Raw genomic sequence first — 16,157 nt, forward strand, 5'->3', positions numbered from 1 at the left:
GGACGGCGAATCGGCGGGTCGGGAGCGTGCGAGGCAGGACGTCCCGCGGACCCTGCACGCTTATTTCCCTGGCCGCGGCAGGGGAGGGTATGCGACTCGACGGAGTGCGCGTCCTCGACCTCTCGCAACTGCTCCCGGGCCCGTACGCCACGCAACTGCTGGCGGACGCGGGCGCGGACGTGATCAAAGTGGAGACCGCGGACGTCGGCGACGGCGCCCGCTACTCGCCGCCCCAGACCGAGGACGGCGTCGGTGCCCTGTTCGACGCCGTCAACCGCGGCAAGCGCAGCGTCGCGCTCGACCTCAAAGACGAGGAGGGACACGAGGCGTTCATGCGGCTGGCCGAGACCGCCGACGTCGTCTTCGAGCAGTTCCGCCCCGGCGTCGTCGACCGGCTGGGCGTCGACTACGAGTCCGTCCGGGAGCACAATCCGGACATCGTCTACTGCTCGCTGACGGGCTTCGGTCAGGCCGGCCCCCACGAGGACCGGGTGGGCCACGACCTCAACTACATCGGGATGGCGGGGCTGCTCGACATGACCCGCGAGGACCCCGACATGGCTCCGCAGATCCCCGGCTACCCCGTCGCCGACATGGCCGGCGGCCTCCTGTCGGCCTTTGGCATCGTCGGCGCGCTCGCCTCCCGCGAACTCGGCAACACCGGCGGCGAGTACGTCGACGTGGCGATGACCGACGTGATCCTCTCCTTTTCGCAGGCGGTCGCCCACGAGGGGCTGACCGGCGGCGACCCGCGACCCGGCGCGACGACGCTCAGCGGCGGGCTCCCCTGGTACGACGTCTACGAGACCGCCGACGGCGAGTACGTCACCATCGCCGCCCTCGAGCCGAAATTCTGGGAGACCTTCTGCGAGGCCGTCGGCCGGGAGGACCTGGTCGACAGCCACAACACGGACGACCCCGCGGAACTCGCGGCGGTCCGCGAGGAACTCGAGGGGATCTTCGCCGGGAAGACCCGCGCGGAGTGGGAGGCCGAACTCGGGGACGTGGAGGCGATGGTCGCGCCGGTCCGCACGCCCGCGGAGGCCTACGACAGCGACCACGTCGCGGCCCGCGGCCTGGTCGACGAGAGCACCCACACCCCGCGGGTCGGCTTCCCGGTCCACTCCTCGGAGGCCGCCGACGGCGCCCGGACAGGCCCGCCGGGCCACGGCGCGGACACCCGCGACCTGCTCGCGGAGGCCGGCTACGGCGAGGAGGAACTCGACCGCCTGGCCGAGGACGGCGTCCTCGGCGAGTAGCCGCGTCGGTTCGCGGTCCGGCTGCAGTCCTCAGTAGGTGAACAGGTCGACGCCGCCGGTTGCGCCCATGACCTGCCCGGTCACGTAGGAGGCCTGCTCTGAGGCCAGGTAGGCGGTGAGGTTCGCCACGTCGGCCTCCGTCCCGAGGTGGCCCATCGGGGTCGCCCGGGCGATGTCGGCGTAGTGTGGGCTGATCTCCTCGAGTTCGTCGGGCGTCAGGTCGGCCAGGTCCGCGACGACGATGTTGGGGGCGACGATGTTCGAGGTGACGCCGTCGGGGGCGCCTTCGAGCGCCAGCGTCTTGCCGAAGCCGATGAGCCCGGCCTTCGTCGTCGAGTAGGAGAGCTGCCCGAAGCCGCCGTACCAGCCGGCCATCGAGGACATCGTGATGATCCGGCCCCAGCCGCGCTCGCGCATCGCGGGGAAGACCTCCTTGGTGATGTTGTAGGTGCCGGTGAGGTTGATCAGGACGTCCCGGTCCCAGAGGTCTTCGTCGAGCTCGCCGGCGCGGCCGGTGGCGTCGACCATCCCGGCGTTGTTGACGAGCACGTCGATCCCGCCGGTCGCCTCGCGCAGTTCCCCGACGGTCTCCGCGACCTGTTCGCGGTCGGTGAGGTCACAGACCGCGGCGATGGCCTCGCCGCCCTCGTCCTCGATCTCGTCGGCGACCTCCTGGGCGCCGTCCTCGTCGACGTCCAGTACCACGACCTCCGCACCCTCTTCGGCCAGTGTGTGACAGTCCTCGCTCCCGATGCGACCCGCACCGCCGGTGACAAGCGCCGTCTTGTCGTCGAGTCCGAAATCCATTGCACTCGTCCGTTCGGAGGCACCGCTCATAAAGCTCGGCCACCCGGCAGGTGTCGTCCGGACGGTGTGGCACGGCGGTACCGGACCCGGCCGCTCAGGCCCCCGCGGGTGCCTCCGTTTCCGGCTCCTCCGTCCCGGAGGCCCGGAGGTGGAGCCAGGTGACACAGCCCAGCGAGACGAGCCCGGAGGTCGCCGCGAGCGCGAACAGGAGCCGGTAGCCAAAGAGCGTGTAGACGCGGGCGCCGCCGACGGTCTGGCCGGTCCAGTAGGCGTCGAGGATCGCCCCCATCACGGTCGGGAAGACGGCCGCGCCGCCGAAGGCCAGCGCGTTGACGGTCCCGGTGGCGACGCCGCTGGCCCCGCTGCCGTAGCCTTCCTTGACGACCGTATAGCCCAGCGCGTACCCCCCGGCGAGGAAACTCACCATGAAGAAGACCAGGCCCACGCTCCAGAGCGGCGGCTTGCCCGCGAGCGCGAGCAGCGCGAACGCGCTCGTGTACAGCACCGCACCGCCGACCATCAGCCGCGTGCGCACGCCCAGGTAGTCCGAGATTCTGCCGATGACCGGCGGCCCGAGCAGGAGACCGACGCTGCCGAGGAGAACCGTCGTGGAGGCGGCCGTGACCGACTGGTCGTACACCTGCGCGACGTAGGGGACGCCCCAGAGCCCGAGGACTGTGAGGTTGAGCCCGGTCGAACAGAACAGCGCGATCCCGGCGAGCCAGGTGTCCCGACCGCGGAGGACGGTCCGGGCGTTCGCGGCGACGTCCCGGAGACTCAGCGTCGGCGAGGAGGGCACGTTCTCCACGGGTTCGAGGCCGGCGTCGGCCGGCGTGTCCCGCGCGAGCAGCCAGACGACGACCGCGATGACGAAGCCCGCGCCCCCGAGCGCGAAGAAGGTCATCCGGAGGCCGACGGTCTGCTGGAACACCGACAGCGGCGTGGTCGCGAGGATCCCGCCCAGACCGGCGATGGCGATGGTGAGGCCGTTCATCGTCGCGAACTCGTCGGGGCGGTACCAGTTCGCACAGAAGCGCAGGGTGGCGATGAAGATGACACTCGCGCCGAGCCCGATGCAGAGCCGCGCGAGGAAGGCCACGGGGTACACCTCCGCGAGCCCGAAGGCCACCCCGCCCAGACTCATGACGAGGACGCCGACGGTCGCGGTCGTCCGGATCCCGAGCCGGTCCGAGAGCACGCCCGCAGCCACCTGCATGGGCGCGTAGACGTAGAAAAACGAGGAGTGGAGCGTCCCGAGTTGCGAGCCCGTGGCGTCGAAGGCGCGCATCAGGTCCTCGGAGAGCACCGCCGAGGAGAGGCGGTGGACGTTCACCAGCAGGAAGCCCAGGGCGAGGGCGACCCAGACGACCCAGCGGCGCCGCGTGGGGTCAGACCAGATGTCCATCACCGGCCCCACTCGCCCCCCGGGCAAAACGTTTGATGTACGTGGCCGCGCCACAGGGAGCGCGAGTCAGTACCCGAGGGGGCACAACACACGGGCCCGGGAGGAACTACGGGGAGTCCCAGAGGGACAAACTGTATCAGTCAGCGCGGAAACCGGGAGATATGTTCGACAAGTCGACGTGGATCCGGCTGCCGCGCAACGTCGTCGTGGGCCACGGCGTGCTCGCGCAGACGGGCGACGTCGTCGCGGACCTTCACCTGTCGGGCCGGCCGCTCGTGGTCACCAGCCCGACACCACGAACCGTCGCCGGTGAGCGGGTCCGGGACCTCCTCTCTGACGCCGACACCGACCCCGCGCTCGTCGAGGTCGAGGAGGCCAGCTTCGCGGCCGTCGAGCGGGTGATCGAGGCCGCACGCGAGGCCGGCGCCGGCTACCTCGTGGGGGTGGGCGGCGGCAAGGCGATCGACATCGCGAAGATGGCCGCCGAGGACCGCGACATCGGCTTCGTCTCGGTCCCGACCGCAGCCAGCCACGACGGCATCGTCTCCGGCCGCGGGTCGGTTCCCGACCGCGACACCCGCCACAGCGTGGCCGCCGAGCCGCCGCTGGCGGTCATTGCAGACACGGAAGTCCTCGCGGAGGCTCCCTGGCGGCTGACGACTGCGGGCTGTGCGGACATCATCTCGAACTACACCGCCGTGCGGGACTGGGAGCTGGCCCACCGGCTCCAGAACGTCGAGTACTCCGAGTACGCCGGCGCGCTCTCGCGGATGACCGCCGAGATGCTCGTCCAGAACGCCGACTCGATCAAGGAGGGTCTGGAGGAGTCCGCCTGGGTCGTCGTGAAGGCACTGGTCTCCTCGGGGGTCGCGATGTCCATCGCGGGCTCCTCCCGGCCGGCAAGCGGCGCCGAACACCTCTTCTCCCACCGGCTGGACCGGCTCGCGCCTGGGGCGGCTCTGCACGGCCACCAGGTGGGCGTCGGGGCCATCATGACCGAGTACCTCCACACCGGCGAGAACGGCGACTGGCGGGACGTCCGCCGCGCGCTGACGGCGATCGGCGCGCCGACGACCGCCGCCGAGCTGGGGATCGACGAGGCGACCGTCATCGAGGCGCTGACGACCGCCCACGAGATCCGGGACCGCTACACGATCTTCGGCAACGGGATGAACGAGGCGGCGGCCCGGGAGGCCGCTACCGTCACCGGCGTCATCTGAGTCGGCAGGCCGGGCGGGTATCTGTCCGCTTCCGCAAGCCGGGGCCCCGATAGTGCGTTTTTTGCCCCCGCGGCGTGTGGCCTCCGGTAATGAGCACCGGCGAGTACGACTACGAGGAGCTGGGGCTGGTGGCCGGCCTGGAGATCCACCAGCAACTCGACACCGAGACCAAGCTGTTCTGTGCGTGTCCGACGGACCTGCGCGAGCCCGAGGAGTCGACGCGTCGCTTCACCCGGTATCTCCACCCCACCAAGTCGGAGCTGGGGGAGATCGACGCCGCCGCCCTCGAGGAGAGCCGCGTCGAGCGGGAGTTTGAGTATCTTGCCTACGACTCCACCTGCCTGGTCGAGGAAGACGACGAGCCCCCGGGGCGGGTCGACCGCGAGGCCATGGAGACGACCCTCGAGATCGCCGCCCTGCTGGACATGGACCCGGTCGACCAGGCCCACGTCATGCGGAAGATCGTCGTCGACGGCTCCAACACCACTGGCTTCCAGCGCTCGATGCTCGTCGCGACCGACGGCGCCATCGAGACCAGCGAGGGGCCGGTCGGCGTCGAGGACATGATGCTCGAAGAGGAGAGCGCCCAGCGCGTCGAGGAGACCGACACCGGGGTGCGCTACAGCCTCGACCGCCTGGGGATCCCCCTCGTCGAGATCGGCACCGACCCCGACATCCGGAGCCCGGAACAGGCCCGCGAGGCCGCCGAACGGATCGGGATGTTGCTTCGCTCGACGGGAAAGGTCAAACGCGGCCTCGGAACGATCCGCCAGGACGTCAACGTCTCCATCGCCGAGGGCGCACGCGTGGAGATCAAGGGCGTCCAGAGTCTGGATGACATCGACGACATCGTCCGCAACGAGGTGGCCCGCCAGGCCGAACTCCTCGATATCCGGGCTGAACTCACCGACAGGGACGCGGCCGTCGGCGACCCCCGGAACGTGACCGAGGTCTTCGCGGACACCGACAGCGGCGTCATCCGGGGCGCACTCTCCGATGGCGGGCGGGCGATGGCCGTCCGGCTGGCGGGTTTCGACGGGCTCGTCGGCCACGAGCTCCTGCCCGACCGCCGGCTGGGGACGGAGTTCGCCGACCACGCCAAACGCCACGGTGCGGGAGGCATCTTCCACACCGACGAACTCCCCGCCTACGGCGTCACCGAGGAGGAAGTCGAGGCGCTACGGGAGGCCGTGGGGGCGGAGGAGGGGGATGCGGTCGCGCTCGTTGCCGACGACCCGGAGACCGCCGAACTGGCCATCGACGCCGTCGCCGAGCGCGCGGCCACCGCCATCGAGGGCGTCCCCGAGGAGACCCGGGACGCAAACGAGGACGGCACCACCCGGTACCTGCGGCCGCTGCCGGGTGCGGCGCGGATGTACCCCGAGACGGACGTGCCGCCAGTCGAACCCGACCCCTCGGAGGTCGAGCCGCCCGAGCTCCTTACCGAGAAGGTCGACCGCTACCAGCAGGAGTTCGGCCTCGACGGGAGCCTGGCCGAACAGGTCGCCTACGGCCGCCGGATGCCGCTGTTCGAGGCGGCCGTCGAGCGCGGCGTCGACCCCAACCTCGCGGCCCGGACCGTCGAGTCCACCGTCACGGAGCTTCGCCGGGACGGCGTCCCCGTCGAGGAACTGACCGACGACCACTTCCGCGGGGTCTTCGCCCTGCTGGCCGACGACGAGGTGGCTTCCGAGGGCGTCCCGGACCTGCTGACCGCGCTGGCCGAGGAGCCTGCCCTCTCCGCCGAAGAGGCTGCCGAACAGGAGGACCTGGGGAGCGCCAATACGGAGGCGGTCCGCGAAGCGGTCGTGGAGGTCGTCGAGCGCCACGCCGACCAGGTCGAGGAGGAGGGGATGGGTGCCTTCTCCGCGCTGATGGGCGAGTGCATGGGCGCGCTGCGGGGGAAAGCCGAGGGCGACGTCGTGAGCGACGTGCTCCGCGAGGAGATCCAGAAGCGGGCTACCTGAGCGCGAACTCGTGGACGGGCCACTCGGCCTCGTAGGAGAGGTGCATCTCGGGGTCGATGCCGACCTCCGCGGGGTCGCGCACCCGGAGTTCGACGGCCGAGCCGATTTCGACCTCTTCCAGGTCCGCGGTCACTCGCCCGGCCAGCCGCGCGCCCGAGTCGAGTTCGACGACTGCGACCGTCACCGGCGCGAGGTCGGCGAACGGTGAGGGCGGCTGGTAGACGGCGGTGTAGCTGACGACCGTCCCGGTCTGTGGCTGCTCCTCGGTCTCGACCGCCCGACTCCCGCAGCCGTAACAGGCCGGCCGCGGCGGCACGAGGTGGGTCCCACAGTCCGTACACCGGCCGGCGACGAGCCGCCCCTCCGCGAGCGCGTCGAAGAAGCCGGGCAGCGTGAAGGGGGAGCCGCTGGTGACGTCTTCGGGCGCAAGCGGCCCCGTCCGCGGTCCCTCCGTCATCTGCCGGCCCTCCGGAGGACGTGTACTGCGGTGTGGGCATCCGCCAGGCCACCCTCGTTGATCAGCAGCGCGGTATCCGCATCCGGGACCTGACGGTCGCCGGCCCGGCCGGTCAGCTGCTCGTACCCCTCGACGGCCTGGAACAGCCCGGTCGCGCCGATGGGGTGACCGCGCGCCTTGAGGCCGCCGCTGGTGTTGACCCGGACGTCGGTCCACCCCGGAGAGCGCTCGCCGGGCTCGCGGACCGTCTCGGCGCCCCTCCCCCCGGGGGCGAAGCCGGCCGCCTCCGCGAGCAGCGCCTCGCAGACGGTGAAGGCGTCGTGGACCTCCGCGACGTCCACGTCGGCCGGTTCGACCCCCGCCTCCTCGTAGGCGCGGCCCGCGGCCACGTCCGCGCCTTCGACGTAGGTGAGGTCGCGCTCGGCGACCGCGAGCGTGTTCGCCGCGGTCCCGACCCCTGCGACTTCGACGGGCTCGGTGCCCAGGTCGGCCGCAGTTCCGGGCTCAGCGACGAGCACCGCGGCTGCGCCGTCGCTGACGGGCGCGCAGTCGTACAGCTTCAGCGGCGGCGCCACCGGGTCGGACTCGAGGACCGTCTCGACGTCGACCTCGTGGTCGAACATCGCGCGCGGGTTGGCGGCGGCGTTGCGGTGGTTCTTGACCGCGATCCGCGCCAGGTCCTCCTCGGTCGCGTCGGTCTCGTGGAGATAGCGCCGGGCCAGCAGCGCGTACTGGCTGGGCGCGGTGATGCCCGAGCGCTGTTCCAGCGCGCGCTCGAAAGCCGCCGCCAGGGCGTTGGTCGCGCCCTCGGTCCCCCCGGCGGTCATCTTCTCGACCCCGCAGGCCAGCACCGCGTCGTGGACCCCGGCCCGGACGTCCCGAACGGCGTTTTTCAGCGCGAGCGCGCCCGCAGCAGCGCAGGCCTCCACGCGCTCGGCCGGGCAGTTGCGCAGCCCGGCCCACTCCGCCAGCAGCGTCCCCTGCATGATCTGGTTCTCGTAGCGCTCGGACTGTGCGCCGACGTAAACGGCGTCGACGACCTCGGCGGGGTCGGGCAACCCCTCGAAGGCCTCGGCCAGTGCCCGGGAGAACAGGTCCCGGCCGGGCAGGTCCGTCCGGCCGACCGGAGAGGTTCCGACGGTTGCGATGTGAGCCTGTACCATGCTCGGAGTTCCCGCCCGGCCCGCTTAACCGTTCGGTCCGTTCCGGCCGTCGCGTGCGCTCACATACCGGCCGGACTCGGGTGAGCGTCGCCGGAACGTGCGACCAAATATTAATATGAGGGTTGACAAGCAGACCCCTATGGGCGAGCGGGAGGACGGAACGATGGAAGACGCGCTCAAGGAGATCGCCTATCTCACACGGTCGCCGAACCGCGTGAGGATACTCGACTGTCTCGCCGAGGGGCCGCGGACCCGGCGGGAGGCTAAAGAAGCCAGTGGGGCAACCCGGACGACGGTTGACCGGATCGTGAATGAGCTTGAAGACCGCGGCTGGGTCGAACGCACGACGGACGGCAATTACGCCGCGACCCCTGTCGGCAGACAGCTCGTGCGGGAGCTGACACCGCTTGTCCGCGCAGTCGAGGCTATCCAGGAACTCGGAAGCGCCGTCGAGTGGCTCCCGCTCGACGAACTCTCGGTCGGACTCCAGGATTTCGCCGACGCGACGGTCAGGCGTCCGGACCGCGGCGACCCTGTAGACACGATCGACTACATGACTGACCTGGTCCGCGAGGCAAGCGAGCTCAGGGCCCTGACACACCTAGTTCCGCCGGAGTCGTTCCTCCGCGTCACGCACGATGCCATCGTATCGGGACAGCTCCGCCTGGAGGGTGTCGTCCCCACCGACCACGTCGAACCGTATATCGAGACACAGAGACGTCGCGAGCGGTGGCAAGCGATCCTCGAGGCGGGCGGTGAACTCCACCTACATGAGGCAGCTCTCCCCTGCAACATGTGGATCATCGACGAAACGGTCCTGATCAAACGCAGCGACCCCGGTCGGATGGAGGACTCCTACGGTGTGCCGGTCGTGACGACAGACGGGACCGTTCGGGACGCGGCGCACGACCTGATCGACCGATATCGGGACGCCGGAACTCAGGTCGGCCCCGGTGCGTTCGACGTGCTCGCCGACGAGCCCGAGACATCCTGAGCGGGGCTGTTTGCGCGTTCCGGAGACGACTGCGGGTACTCGCACACGGTGTGGGCAATTCCCCACGGGATAATCTGGTATGGGTTCCCGCGGAACGTGTCGGTAACGGATCGACAATGAGCCTGACTGCAATACCCAAATACGACAGCGAACGAGTCTCGACGGCAGGGGACCACGCAGTCGTGGTCGGCGGGAGTATGGCTGGCCTGGTGAGCGCCCGCGTTCTTGCGGATGCCTTCGAGTCGGTGACCGTGCTCGAACGCGATTCGCTTCACGACGACCGGGAACCCCGTCGTGGCGTCCCCCAGGGACGGCACGTCCACGCACTCCAGACGGCCGGACGGGAGGTGCTCGAAACGCTGTTTCCGGGCTATCAGCAGGATCTGGCCGCAGCCGGTGCTGAAGTGATCGACGTGGCCACGGATTTCAGTTTCTACGACGAGGGGGGCTTCGTGGCCGATGGCGACGACCGACAGCCGATGTACTGTGGGACTCGACCGCTCTTCGAGGTGGTGACGCGACGCCACCTCACCGCCCGTGACGATGTCGCGCTCCGGGACAACTGTCAGTTCACGGGCTACCGTACGGACGACCGTGACACGACGGTCACCGGCGTCACACTCCGTAACGAGCAGGCGCGATCCGAGCGGCTTACCGCTGACGTGGTCGTCGACGCGACCGGCCGGACGTCACGAACGCCCGACTGGCTGGAGGCTCACGGCTACAGCGTGCCGCCTCTGGAGGAGGTCCACGTCGACCTGGCCTACAGCACGGCCTTCCTCTGCCGACCGCCGGACGACCGGCGCGCGTTTCACGTCATGCCGTCCCCGCCGCGGAAACGCGGGGTCGTGGTCCTGCCGGTCGAGGGCGACCGGTGGGTCGTGACGCTGTTCGGCGTCCACGGTGACCACCCACCGTCGACCATCGACGGGCTGCGAGACTTCGCCGCCGAACTCCCGGCCGAGCCGGTCCAGAGACTCCTCGACACCCACGAGCCAGCCTCGACGGAAGTCGCACAGTATCCGGTCCCCTCGAGCCGGCGCCGGAGGTACTGGGACCTGGAGCGCTTCCCGGACGGGCTGGTCGTCGCCGGTGACGCGGTCGCGAGTTTCAATCCGGTCTACGGGCAAGGGATGTCCGTCGCAGCGCTGCAAGCGTTACAGCTCCATCACACGCTTGCAGAAACGGGAGCCGAAGACATCGGAGTTCAGTTTTTCGACCGGGTCGAACCGGTCATCGAGGACGCGTGGAACGTCGCCGTGGGCACCGATTTCCGGTTCGAGGAAACCGAGGGACCGAAGCCGACCGGGACGGACCTTCTGAACCGGTATCTGTCCAGGCTGACTCGCAAGGCTCACCGGGACGCGACTTTGGCAGACGCGTACGCCCGGGTCATCTCGCTGGAGCGGCGGCCGACGTCGCTCCTCCGTCCGACAGTCGCCTGGCGTGTGCTCAAACCATCTCCGCTCTAACCGCCCGGGTAGGTCTCGGGGTTATCCGCCCTGGGCCCGTACTGGGGGTATGAAGACGCTCGTGACTGAACGGGACGAGTGCATGCTTGCCCGGTTCGAGAGCGACGACCGGGTGTTCGAGGTGAGTTTCGACTCGGTCGAACCGACTGATGTGACCCTCCGATTCTACCGGGACGGCGACCGCGTCGGGAGTATCTACAACGATGACGGCACCGACCGGACGATGGCGCGGTTGACAACGGGTCGCGACGGGACCGACTTCATCGGCGTCGAGGTGCCCAAAGAGTTCGTCGCCGAACTGCTCGACGCCGCGGGCGAAGCCGGCCGGCTGACCGACGACACCGCGGCTGAAGGGTACCGACTCCGGGTGTTGTGAGGGCGCCGCCCGGGCCGGTTTTGCCAGCTTCCGTGTGGTCCCCGCACCGGGTGGCAACGTGCGGTGAAACGCCCCGCCCAGGGTTTCAAGTGGCGGTTACTCGAACAGCCCCTCTTCGCGAAACCCGTGCATCAGGTCGTCGACCAACTCGTCGGCCGTCTCGTAGGGGTAGTCCTGATAGTCGGCGTACGTCATCCCGAGGTCCATCACCTTGATCGACACGTCACCCGCTTCGAAGGTCGTGCCCGGGCCATCCGGAAGGGCCGGAACCAGTTCCATCGGGCCGTCGACCGGGAAGTCCGCGCCGCCGAACACCTCTTCTAGCTCCTGTCTGAGTCGTTCTGCGGTATCAGAAGTCACGGTGTGGAGTTCGGCAGCGATCACAAAAACTCTTCCCGCAGGTCACTCCTCCCGCAGCCGCTGGCTCGCTTTCCTGAACACGCCCCGAAGCGTCCGGACTTCCCGTCCGGTCGGGTGCGCGCGCCCGAGCAGCCGGCGCCAGAGCCGGCCAGCCTTCGGCCGTTTCTCCTCGGGGTGGCCGACTGCCTCCAGGAAGTCGGCGAACTGGTCGTGCAGCCCCTCGATGGCCCGCTCATCGGCGCGGTCGGTCCGCTCGGGGAGCTGGCTCTCCTCAAGACTCAGCTCCCGGAGTTCGTACAGTGCCACCGTCGCAGCCTGGCCGAGGTTCAGCACCGGGTAGTCGGCGCTGGCGGGGATCGAAGCCACCTGGTCGAGTCTGGCGAGTTCGTCGTTGGTGAGCCCGACCCGCTCGCGGCCGAAGACCAGACAGGTCGCCGCGTCGACTCCCCGGAGGTCCTCTGCCAGTTCGGCCGGTGTCGCGAACGGGTAGCGGACGTGTTTGGTCGCGTCCTCGTTGGTGACGGCGGTGAAGCCCACAGTGTGAAACTGCTCGACAAGGAAGTCAAAGGAGACCTCGCGGGCGCCGGGGAGCACGTCCTCGCGGGCGGCGCCGGCGAAGCCGTAGGCCTCCCCCTCGGGGTCCAGCTCGGGCGGGTCGACGAGGTACAGGTCCGCGAGCCCGAAGTTCTTCATCGCGCGGGCGATGGTACCGACGTTCCCGGGGGTCTCGGCGTCGACGACCGCGACCGAGAGCCCCGGGCTCCCGTCCGCGTCCGTGCGCCGGCCCGCCTCGTCGTCGCTCATACGTCCAGATCGTCGAGGTCGAGGTCCAGCGCCTCCTGTTCTTCCTCCTCGAGTTCGGCGGCCTGCTCGGCCACCTCGTCGAGGCTCTCGGCCTGCATCGGGTCGGGGAGGTCGTCGGGGGCCTCGTCGACGTGCTCGACCGGGCCGAACGACTCGGGGGCACGGTTGCCCTCGGCGAACCACTCGAAGAACTCGTCCTGGAGGGTGGCGGTGCCGGCGTACTCCGAGCCGCCTTCCTCCTGGAACCAGTAGACGAAATCCGGCTCGTGTTCGGTACAGAGCAACACCTCCGCGAGCGGCTCGCCGTAGACCACGTCGCCCATGTTACACTGCTCGACGTTCTCCTGACCGTGGACCAGCCAGCAGGCGCTGCAGGGTTCGCCCAGCAGCGCCTGAAGCCGTATCAGCCGGTTGCGGGTGTCTTCGGGCATCTCCGCGATGTCCCGGACGGTGCCGTCCTCGTCGAAGACGAGGTCCTCGTCGAAGCGCCAGCCGCGCAGACCGATGGAGACTTTCGCCATACCCGGCGGTACGCCCCTGGCGGGCAAAAGTCGTCTGAAGCAGCCCGGGGGTGACGGTAGGAAAAGCGTACGGCGGAACCCGGTCACGGCAGACTAGTCTCTGTCGAGGGGCTCAGCAGCCGATCCCGTCGGCGACCGAGAGCAGCGTCGACTTCTCGAGGTTGCCGAAGACCACGTACTCGGTGCCGTTACACGACCAGACCACGTTCCCGGTCGAGTCGCCCACGGAGCGGTAGGTCGCGTCGTGACCGTCGACGGTGACCTGCTCGTCACCCTCCATTTCGACCTGCATCGCGTCGGTGGCCTCCGAGAGCGAGACCGTCACGTCGTGCTCGCCGTCGCTGTAATCGACCATCACCGACCGCGGCTCACCGCTCTCGCTCTCGAAGACGGTCGCGTCCTCGAAGGAGAAGCCCTCGGGGAGCTCCGCGGGCGGCACGTCCAGGTCGACCGCCGAGGCGAGTTCGTCGCGGTCCTCGTAGGTCTCCGTCTCGGTCTCGACGACGTTGTCCTCGTAGGTCGCGTCAGCCGGCGGGTCGAACTCGAAGGTGCCCGCCTCGAACTCGGGGTTCAGTTCGACGTCCGAGAAGGTGACCGTCGTGGTCAGGTTAGCCATCGCCGAGGACTCCATCTCCATCTTCACGGGGACCATCCGGTCGGTCTCGACCCACAGCGTCACCGAGTCGACGAAGCCGTCCGACTCGTTCGTGGGAACGAGCGTGGCCTTGTGGGCCTCCGTGCCCTCGACCGTCTCGGTCCCGTTGTAGATGACGTCCGTCTGTTCGACGAGCTGGTCGAACTGCGCGCTCAGGTTCGAGCCCATCGCGGGACCGTCCATCTCGACGTCGAAGGTGTGGTAGACGTTCTCGCTTTCGTCGTAGCTGATCATCGCCGAGCCGTTGTAGACTGTCACGTCACCGGCGTTTTGCTCCGGCTGGAGCGTCTCCATCCGATACTCGCCGGTCCGGAGGTCGACAGCCACGTCGGCCTTCGACGTCACGGACCGGTCACCCGTCTCTACTTCGGTCGTCATGGTCGCTTCGAAACCGTCCAGTTCCTCGAGCCTGTCCGCGAGGCGGTCGGCCACCTGCTGTTGCTGGTCGTCGTCGAGCTGTCCGGCGAAGCCGGCACAGCCCGCGAGCACCAGCAGCGCGGCGACCGCGAGCGCGGGGAGGGCTTTGCGTTTCGGGGACATTGCATTCGTGGATTCACCCGGCATCCACTTCAAACGGTGTCGGAGCCTGCCCGGGTGGAAAACGAGGAAAAGGTACTTATACCACCCCCCGCCCCGGAAGGCGCGCCGGACGGGATTCCCGCCGGGTCGACGCCGCGCAAGCTACCCGTGACCGACCGGCTTAACAGGCTCGCAGCCCACATGTGGGTATGCGAACTGTCGACGCCGCCGGGCTGGAGATCGGCGACGACCACCCCCCGCGGGTCATGGGCGTTCTCAATGTCAGCGAGGAGTCACCCTACGACCCGTCGGTCTACGACGACCCCGCCGAAGCCGCCGCCTACGTCGACGAGGACCTCATCGGCGAGGGTGCGGACATCGTGGACGTCGGCCTCGAGTCGGCGAACAAGAAGTTCGACGTACTCTCCGCCGAGGGGGAACTCGACCGGCTGGAGACGGCCGTCCAGACCATCGAATCCGTCTCGGGCGACGCGGTGTTCTCCATCGAGACCCGCTACCACGAGGTCGCCGAGGAGGCCCTGGACCGGGGCTTCGACATGGTCAACGACATCTGTGGCTTCGCGGACCCGGAGATGCCCCGGGTCTGCGAGGAGTACGATGTGGCCGTCGGAAAGATGGCCAGCCCGCCGGACCTGGAGCGACCCGGAGCCATCGAGGACGTTGACGAGATCTACGATGCGCTCTTTCGAAATGGCGTGACCGAGAAGACCATCGTCGACCCGGCCTTCGGCGGCTGGAGCGAGGAGAAGACCACCGACGACGACCGCGAGACCTTCCGCCGCCTCCGGGAGTTCCGCGCGGTCGGCCAGCCGATCCTGGTCTCGATCAACCGGAAGAACTTCCTGCGGGAGCTTGCCGGGCGCTCGACCGACGAGTCGCTACCGGTCTCGCTTGCCGCCACCGCGATGGCCGTCGAGCGCGGCGCCCACGTCGTCCGGACCCACGACGTGAAAGAGACCGTCGACGCCGCCCTCGTCGGCGACGCCTTCGCCCGCGAACGGGTCCGGAACCCCGAAACGGGCGTCGAGGAACTGGACGTGACGGCCGTCGGCGAGGCCCGGCGGCAGTTCGAGGCCGTCGACGGCGATGCCGACCCCGGCCGGGCGGTCGCCCGGTCGTTCACCCTCGCGCTGCCCGCGGAGTCACGCGAGCGCCTGCGGACGGCTGCCGAGGGCCACGACGTCGTCGTCACCGGGACTGGCGACCGCGTGGTCCTCGCGGGGACCGTCGCGGCACTCCGGAGCCTGGCCGACAGCGTTACCGAGCCGCCGGCGCTTGTAGCCGCGCTGGACCGCGTTCGCGAGGCGTCCCGGTAAGAAAACTTATGCCGGATGCGCCGCAAGCGCCGCGTGAAGGCCGAAAGGGCACGCGGGCAGGGGTGTCTCGTGCCACTTCGGCTCAACCCGGATTATCTGGCGCACCGCCCACCAGCACCAGCTACTACAGCTACCGATGAACTTCGAGACCTGGGAGCCCGTCTACGAAGTCATCCTCGCGGACTTCGGCTTCGACCGGGCGGCCGACGAGCGCGCCCGGGACCGCCTTGCCGACATCGTGGGCGACCGCGAGCCCTACGACCTCCGCCGGCTGGGGATCGCTGGCGGGACCGTCGCGATAGCCGGCGGCGCCGCCACGCTGTCCGACGAACTCGACGCCGTCGAGGGCGCCGACGCCGTCTTCGCCGCGGGTGCCGCGTTCTCGCGGCTCCGCGAGGCCGGTCTCGCCGTCGACTGTGTGGTGACGGACCTCGATTCCGCGCCGGAACGGGCCGTCGACCTCGCACGGGCGGGGACTCCAGTGGTCGCCCACGCCCACGGCGACAACGTCCCCGCAGTCGAGGCGTACGGCCCTCGCCTCGCCCGGGAGGCGGTCGTCCCGACGACACAGGCCGCGCCCGTCGACGGAGTCCGGAACTTCGGCGGCTTCACGGACGGCGACCGCGCGGCCTTCCTCGCCGACCACCTCGGCGCCGACGAGCTCGTCTTCCCGGGCTGGGACTTCGAGGACTCCTCCGTCGATGAGATGAAAGCCCGCAAGCTCGTCTGGGCCGAGCGGCTGCTCCACTGGCTGGAACGTCGCCGGGACGAGCGGTTCGCGGTGCTGGACGAGCGCCGGGGCGGGATCGACGTCAAGGCGCTCCCGGTGTGAGGCTCTCTC

Annotated in this window: 16 protein-coding genes; 8 read left to right on the plus strand and 8 right to left on the minus strand. The window is 69.5% G+C overall.

What is annotated here, in order from left to right; genetic code table 11:
• The first annotated feature begins 89 nt into the window (after positions 1 to 89).
• Entirely contained in the window at positions 90 to 1,259 is a 1,170-nt protein-coding gene (locus GN153_RS04710; RefSeq protein ID WP_159900328.1) for a CaiB/BaiF CoA transferase family protein, read from the plus strand.
• Between the two features lie 30 nt (positions 1,260 to 1,289).
• Here the strand turns inward: GN153_RS04710 and GN153_RS04715 are convergent, their stop codons facing one another.
• On the minus strand, positions 1,290 to 2,066 hold the full coding sequence (locus GN153_RS04715) for an SDR family NAD(P)-dependent oxidoreductase (RefSeq protein ID WP_159900330.1): 777 nt from the start codon (positions 2,064 to 2,066) through the stop codon (positions 1,290 to 1,292).
• A gap of 94 nt (positions 2,067 to 2,160) precedes the next feature.
• On the minus strand, positions 2,161 to 3,471 hold the full coding sequence (locus tag GN153_RS04720) for an MFS transporter (RefSeq protein ID WP_159900332.1): 1,311 nt from the start codon (positions 3,469 to 3,471) through the stop codon (positions 2,161 to 2,163).
• Between the two features lie 161 nt (positions 3,472 to 3,632).
• Here GN153_RS04720 and GN153_RS04725 point away from each other — a divergent pair, with 161 nt between their 5' ends.
• A complete protein-coding gene (locus GN153_RS04725; RefSeq protein ID WP_159900334.1) occupies positions 3,633 to 4,691 on the plus strand; it encodes an NAD(P)-dependent glycerol-1-phosphate dehydrogenase in 1,059 nt (352 codons plus the stop codon).
• Between the two features lie 89 nt (positions 4,692 to 4,780).
• Complete coding sequence (gatE, locus tag GN153_RS04730; RefSeq protein ID WP_159900336.1) at positions 4,781 to 6,658, plus strand: Glu-tRNA(Gln) amidotransferase subunit GatE; 1,878 nt, start codon at positions 4,781 to 4,783, stop codon at positions 6,656 to 6,658.
• Here gatE and GN153_RS04735 read toward each other — a convergent pair.
• Together GN153_RS04735 and GN153_RS04740 are read right to left on the minus strand one after the other, a co-directional pair.
• Positions 6,651 to 7,115 carry a Zn-ribbon domain-containing OB-fold protein gene (locus GN153_RS04735; RefSeq protein WP_159900338.1) on the minus strand — a complete coding sequence of 155 codons (465 nt, stop codon included), beginning with the start codon at positions 7,113 to 7,115 and terminating at the stop codon, positions 6,651 to 6,653. The two genes, gatE and GN153_RS04735, sit on opposite strands and share 8 nt — an antisense overlap.
• Entirely contained in the window at positions 7,112 to 8,278 is a 1,167-nt protein-coding gene (locus GN153_RS04740; RefSeq protein WP_159900340.1) for a thiolase C-terminal domain-containing protein, read from the minus strand. The genes GN153_RS04735 and GN153_RS04740 overlap by 4 nt, the downstream gene beginning before the upstream one ends.
• A gap of 139 nt (positions 8,279 to 8,417) precedes the next feature.
• Between GN153_RS04740 and GN153_RS04745 the strand changes: the two genes are divergently transcribed.
• The 3 genes from GN153_RS04745 to GN153_RS04755 all read left to right on the plus strand — a co-directional run bounded on the left by GN153_RS04745 (position 8,418) and on the right by GN153_RS04755 (position 11,120).
• Entirely contained in the window at positions 8,418 to 9,272 is an 855-nt protein-coding gene (locus tag GN153_RS04745) for a helix-turn-helix transcriptional regulator (RefSeq protein WP_159900342.1), read from the plus strand.
• A gap of 116 nt (positions 9,273 to 9,388) precedes the next feature.
• The gene (locus GN153_RS04750) at positions 9,389 to 10,744 is read left to right on the plus strand and encodes an FAD-dependent oxidoreductase (protein WP_159900344.1); all 1,356 of its coding nucleotides are present in this window, start codon (positions 9,389 to 9,391) and stop codon (positions 10,742 to 10,744) included.
• A gap of 49 nt (positions 10,745 to 10,793) precedes the next feature.
• Positions 10,794 to 11,120, plus strand: coding sequence for a hypothetical protein (locus GN153_RS04755; protein WP_159900346.1), 327 nt, complete (start codon positions 10,794 to 10,796; stop codon positions 11,118 to 11,120).
• Positions 11,121 to 11,216: 96 nt separating this feature from the next.
• On the opposite strand, the gene GN153_RS04760 is transcribed toward GN153_RS04755, so the two are convergent.
• The 4 genes from GN153_RS04760 to GN153_RS04775 form a co-directional block, all read right to left on the minus strand.
• The gene (locus GN153_RS04760) at positions 11,217 to 11,480 is read right to left on the minus strand and encodes an MTH865 family protein (protein WP_159900348.1); all 264 of its coding nucleotides are present in this window, start codon (positions 11,478 to 11,480) and stop codon (positions 11,217 to 11,219) included.
• 42 nt (positions 11,481 to 11,522) lie between these two features.
• Positions 11,523 to 12,284 (minus strand): RNA methyltransferase, encoded by a 762-nt coding sequence (locus GN153_RS04765; RefSeq protein WP_159900350.1) that lies wholly within the window; start codon positions 12,282 to 12,284, stop codon positions 11,523 to 11,525.
• Positions 12,281 to 12,805 carry a hypothetical protein gene (locus GN153_RS04770; protein WP_159900352.1) on the minus strand — a complete coding sequence of 175 codons (525 nt, stop codon included), beginning with the start codon at positions 12,803 to 12,805 and terminating at the stop codon, positions 12,281 to 12,283. Before GN153_RS04770 ends, GN153_RS04765 begins: the two co-directional genes overlap by 4 nt.
• Positions 12,806 to 12,917: 112 nt before the next feature.
• Positions 12,918 to 14,000 carry a DUF2092 domain-containing protein gene (locus tag GN153_RS04775; RefSeq protein ID WP_159900354.1) on the minus strand — a complete coding sequence of 361 codons (1,083 nt, stop codon included), beginning with the start codon at positions 13,998 to 14,000 and terminating at the stop codon, positions 12,918 to 12,920.
• 188 nt (positions 14,001 to 14,188) lie between these two features.
• Between GN153_RS04775 and folP the strand changes: the two genes are divergently transcribed.
• On the plus strand, positions 14,189 to 15,316 hold the full coding sequence (gene folP / locus GN153_RS04780; protein WP_159900356.1) for a dihydropteroate synthase: 1,128 nt from the start codon (positions 14,189 to 14,191) through the stop codon (positions 15,314 to 15,316).
• Between the two features lie 136 nt (positions 15,317 to 15,452).
• A complete protein-coding gene (locus tag GN153_RS04785; RefSeq protein ID WP_159900358.1) occupies positions 15,453 to 16,148 on the plus strand; it encodes a 6-hydroxymethylpterin diphosphokinase MptE-like protein in 696 nt (231 codons plus the stop codon).
• The last annotated feature ends 9 nt before the right edge of the window (positions 16,149 to 16,157 follow it).

The organism is Salinirussus salinus (assembly GCF_009831455.1).
GTDB classification, from domain to species: Archaea; Halobacteriota; Halobacteria; order Halobacteriales; family Haloarculaceae; genus Salinirussus; species Salinirussus salinus.

Excerpts from the sequence above, each read along its gene's own strand:
- GN153_RS04710 (WP_159900328.1), top strand. The coding sequence starts at position 90 with ATGCGACTCGACGGAGTGCGCGTCCTCGACCTCTCGCAACTGCTCCCG.
- GN153_RS04715 (WP_159900330.1), bottom strand. The coding sequence starts at position 2,066 with ATGGATTTCGGACTCGACGACAAGACGGCGCTTGTCACCGGCGGTGCG.
- GN153_RS04720 (WP_159900332.1), bottom strand. The coding sequence starts at position 3,471 with ATGGACATCTGGTCTGACCCCACGCGGCGCCGCTGGGTCGTCTGGGTC.
- GN153_RS04725 (WP_159900334.1), top strand. The coding sequence starts at position 3,633 with ATGTTCGACAAGTCGACGTGGATCCGGCTGCCGCGCAACGTCGTCGTG.
- gatE (WP_159900336.1), top strand. The coding sequence starts at position 4,781 with ATGAGCACCGGCGAGTACGACTACGAGGAGCTGGGGCTGGTGGCCGGC.
- GN153_RS04735 (WP_159900338.1), bottom strand. The coding sequence starts at position 7,115 with ATGACGGAGGGACCGCGGACGGGGCCGCTTGCGCCCGAAGACGTCACC.
- GN153_RS04740 (WP_159900340.1), bottom strand. The coding sequence starts at position 8,278 with ATGGTACAGGCTCACATCGCAACCGTCGGAACCTCTCCGGTCGGCCGG.
- GN153_RS04745 (WP_159900342.1), top strand. The coding sequence starts at position 8,418 with ATGGGCGAGCGGGAGGACGGAACGATGGAAGACGCGCTCAAGGAGATC.
- GN153_RS04750 (WP_159900344.1), top strand. The coding sequence starts at position 9,389 with ATGAGCCTGACTGCAATACCCAAATACGACAGCGAACGAGTCTCGACG.
- GN153_RS04755 (WP_159900346.1), top strand. The coding sequence starts at position 10,794 with ATGAAGACGCTCGTGACTGAACGGGACGAGTGCATGCTTGCCCGGTTC.
- GN153_RS04765 (WP_159900350.1), bottom strand. The coding sequence starts at position 12,284 with ATGAGCGACGACGAGGCGGGCCGGCGCACGGACGCGGACGGGAGCCCG.
- GN153_RS04770 (WP_159900352.1), bottom strand. The coding sequence starts at position 12,805 with ATGGCGAAAGTCTCCATCGGTCTGCGCGGCTGGCGCTTCGACGAGGAC.
- GN153_RS04775 (WP_159900354.1), bottom strand. The coding sequence starts at position 14,000 with ATGTCCCCGAAACGCAAAGCCCTCCCCGCGCTCGCGGTCGCCGCGCTG.
- folP (WP_159900356.1), top strand. The coding sequence starts at position 14,189 with ATGCGAACTGTCGACGCCGCCGGGCTGGAGATCGGCGACGACCACCCC.
- GN153_RS04785 (WP_159900358.1), top strand. The coding sequence starts at position 15,453 with ATGAACTTCGAGACCTGGGAGCCCGTCTACGAAGTCATCCTCGCGGAC.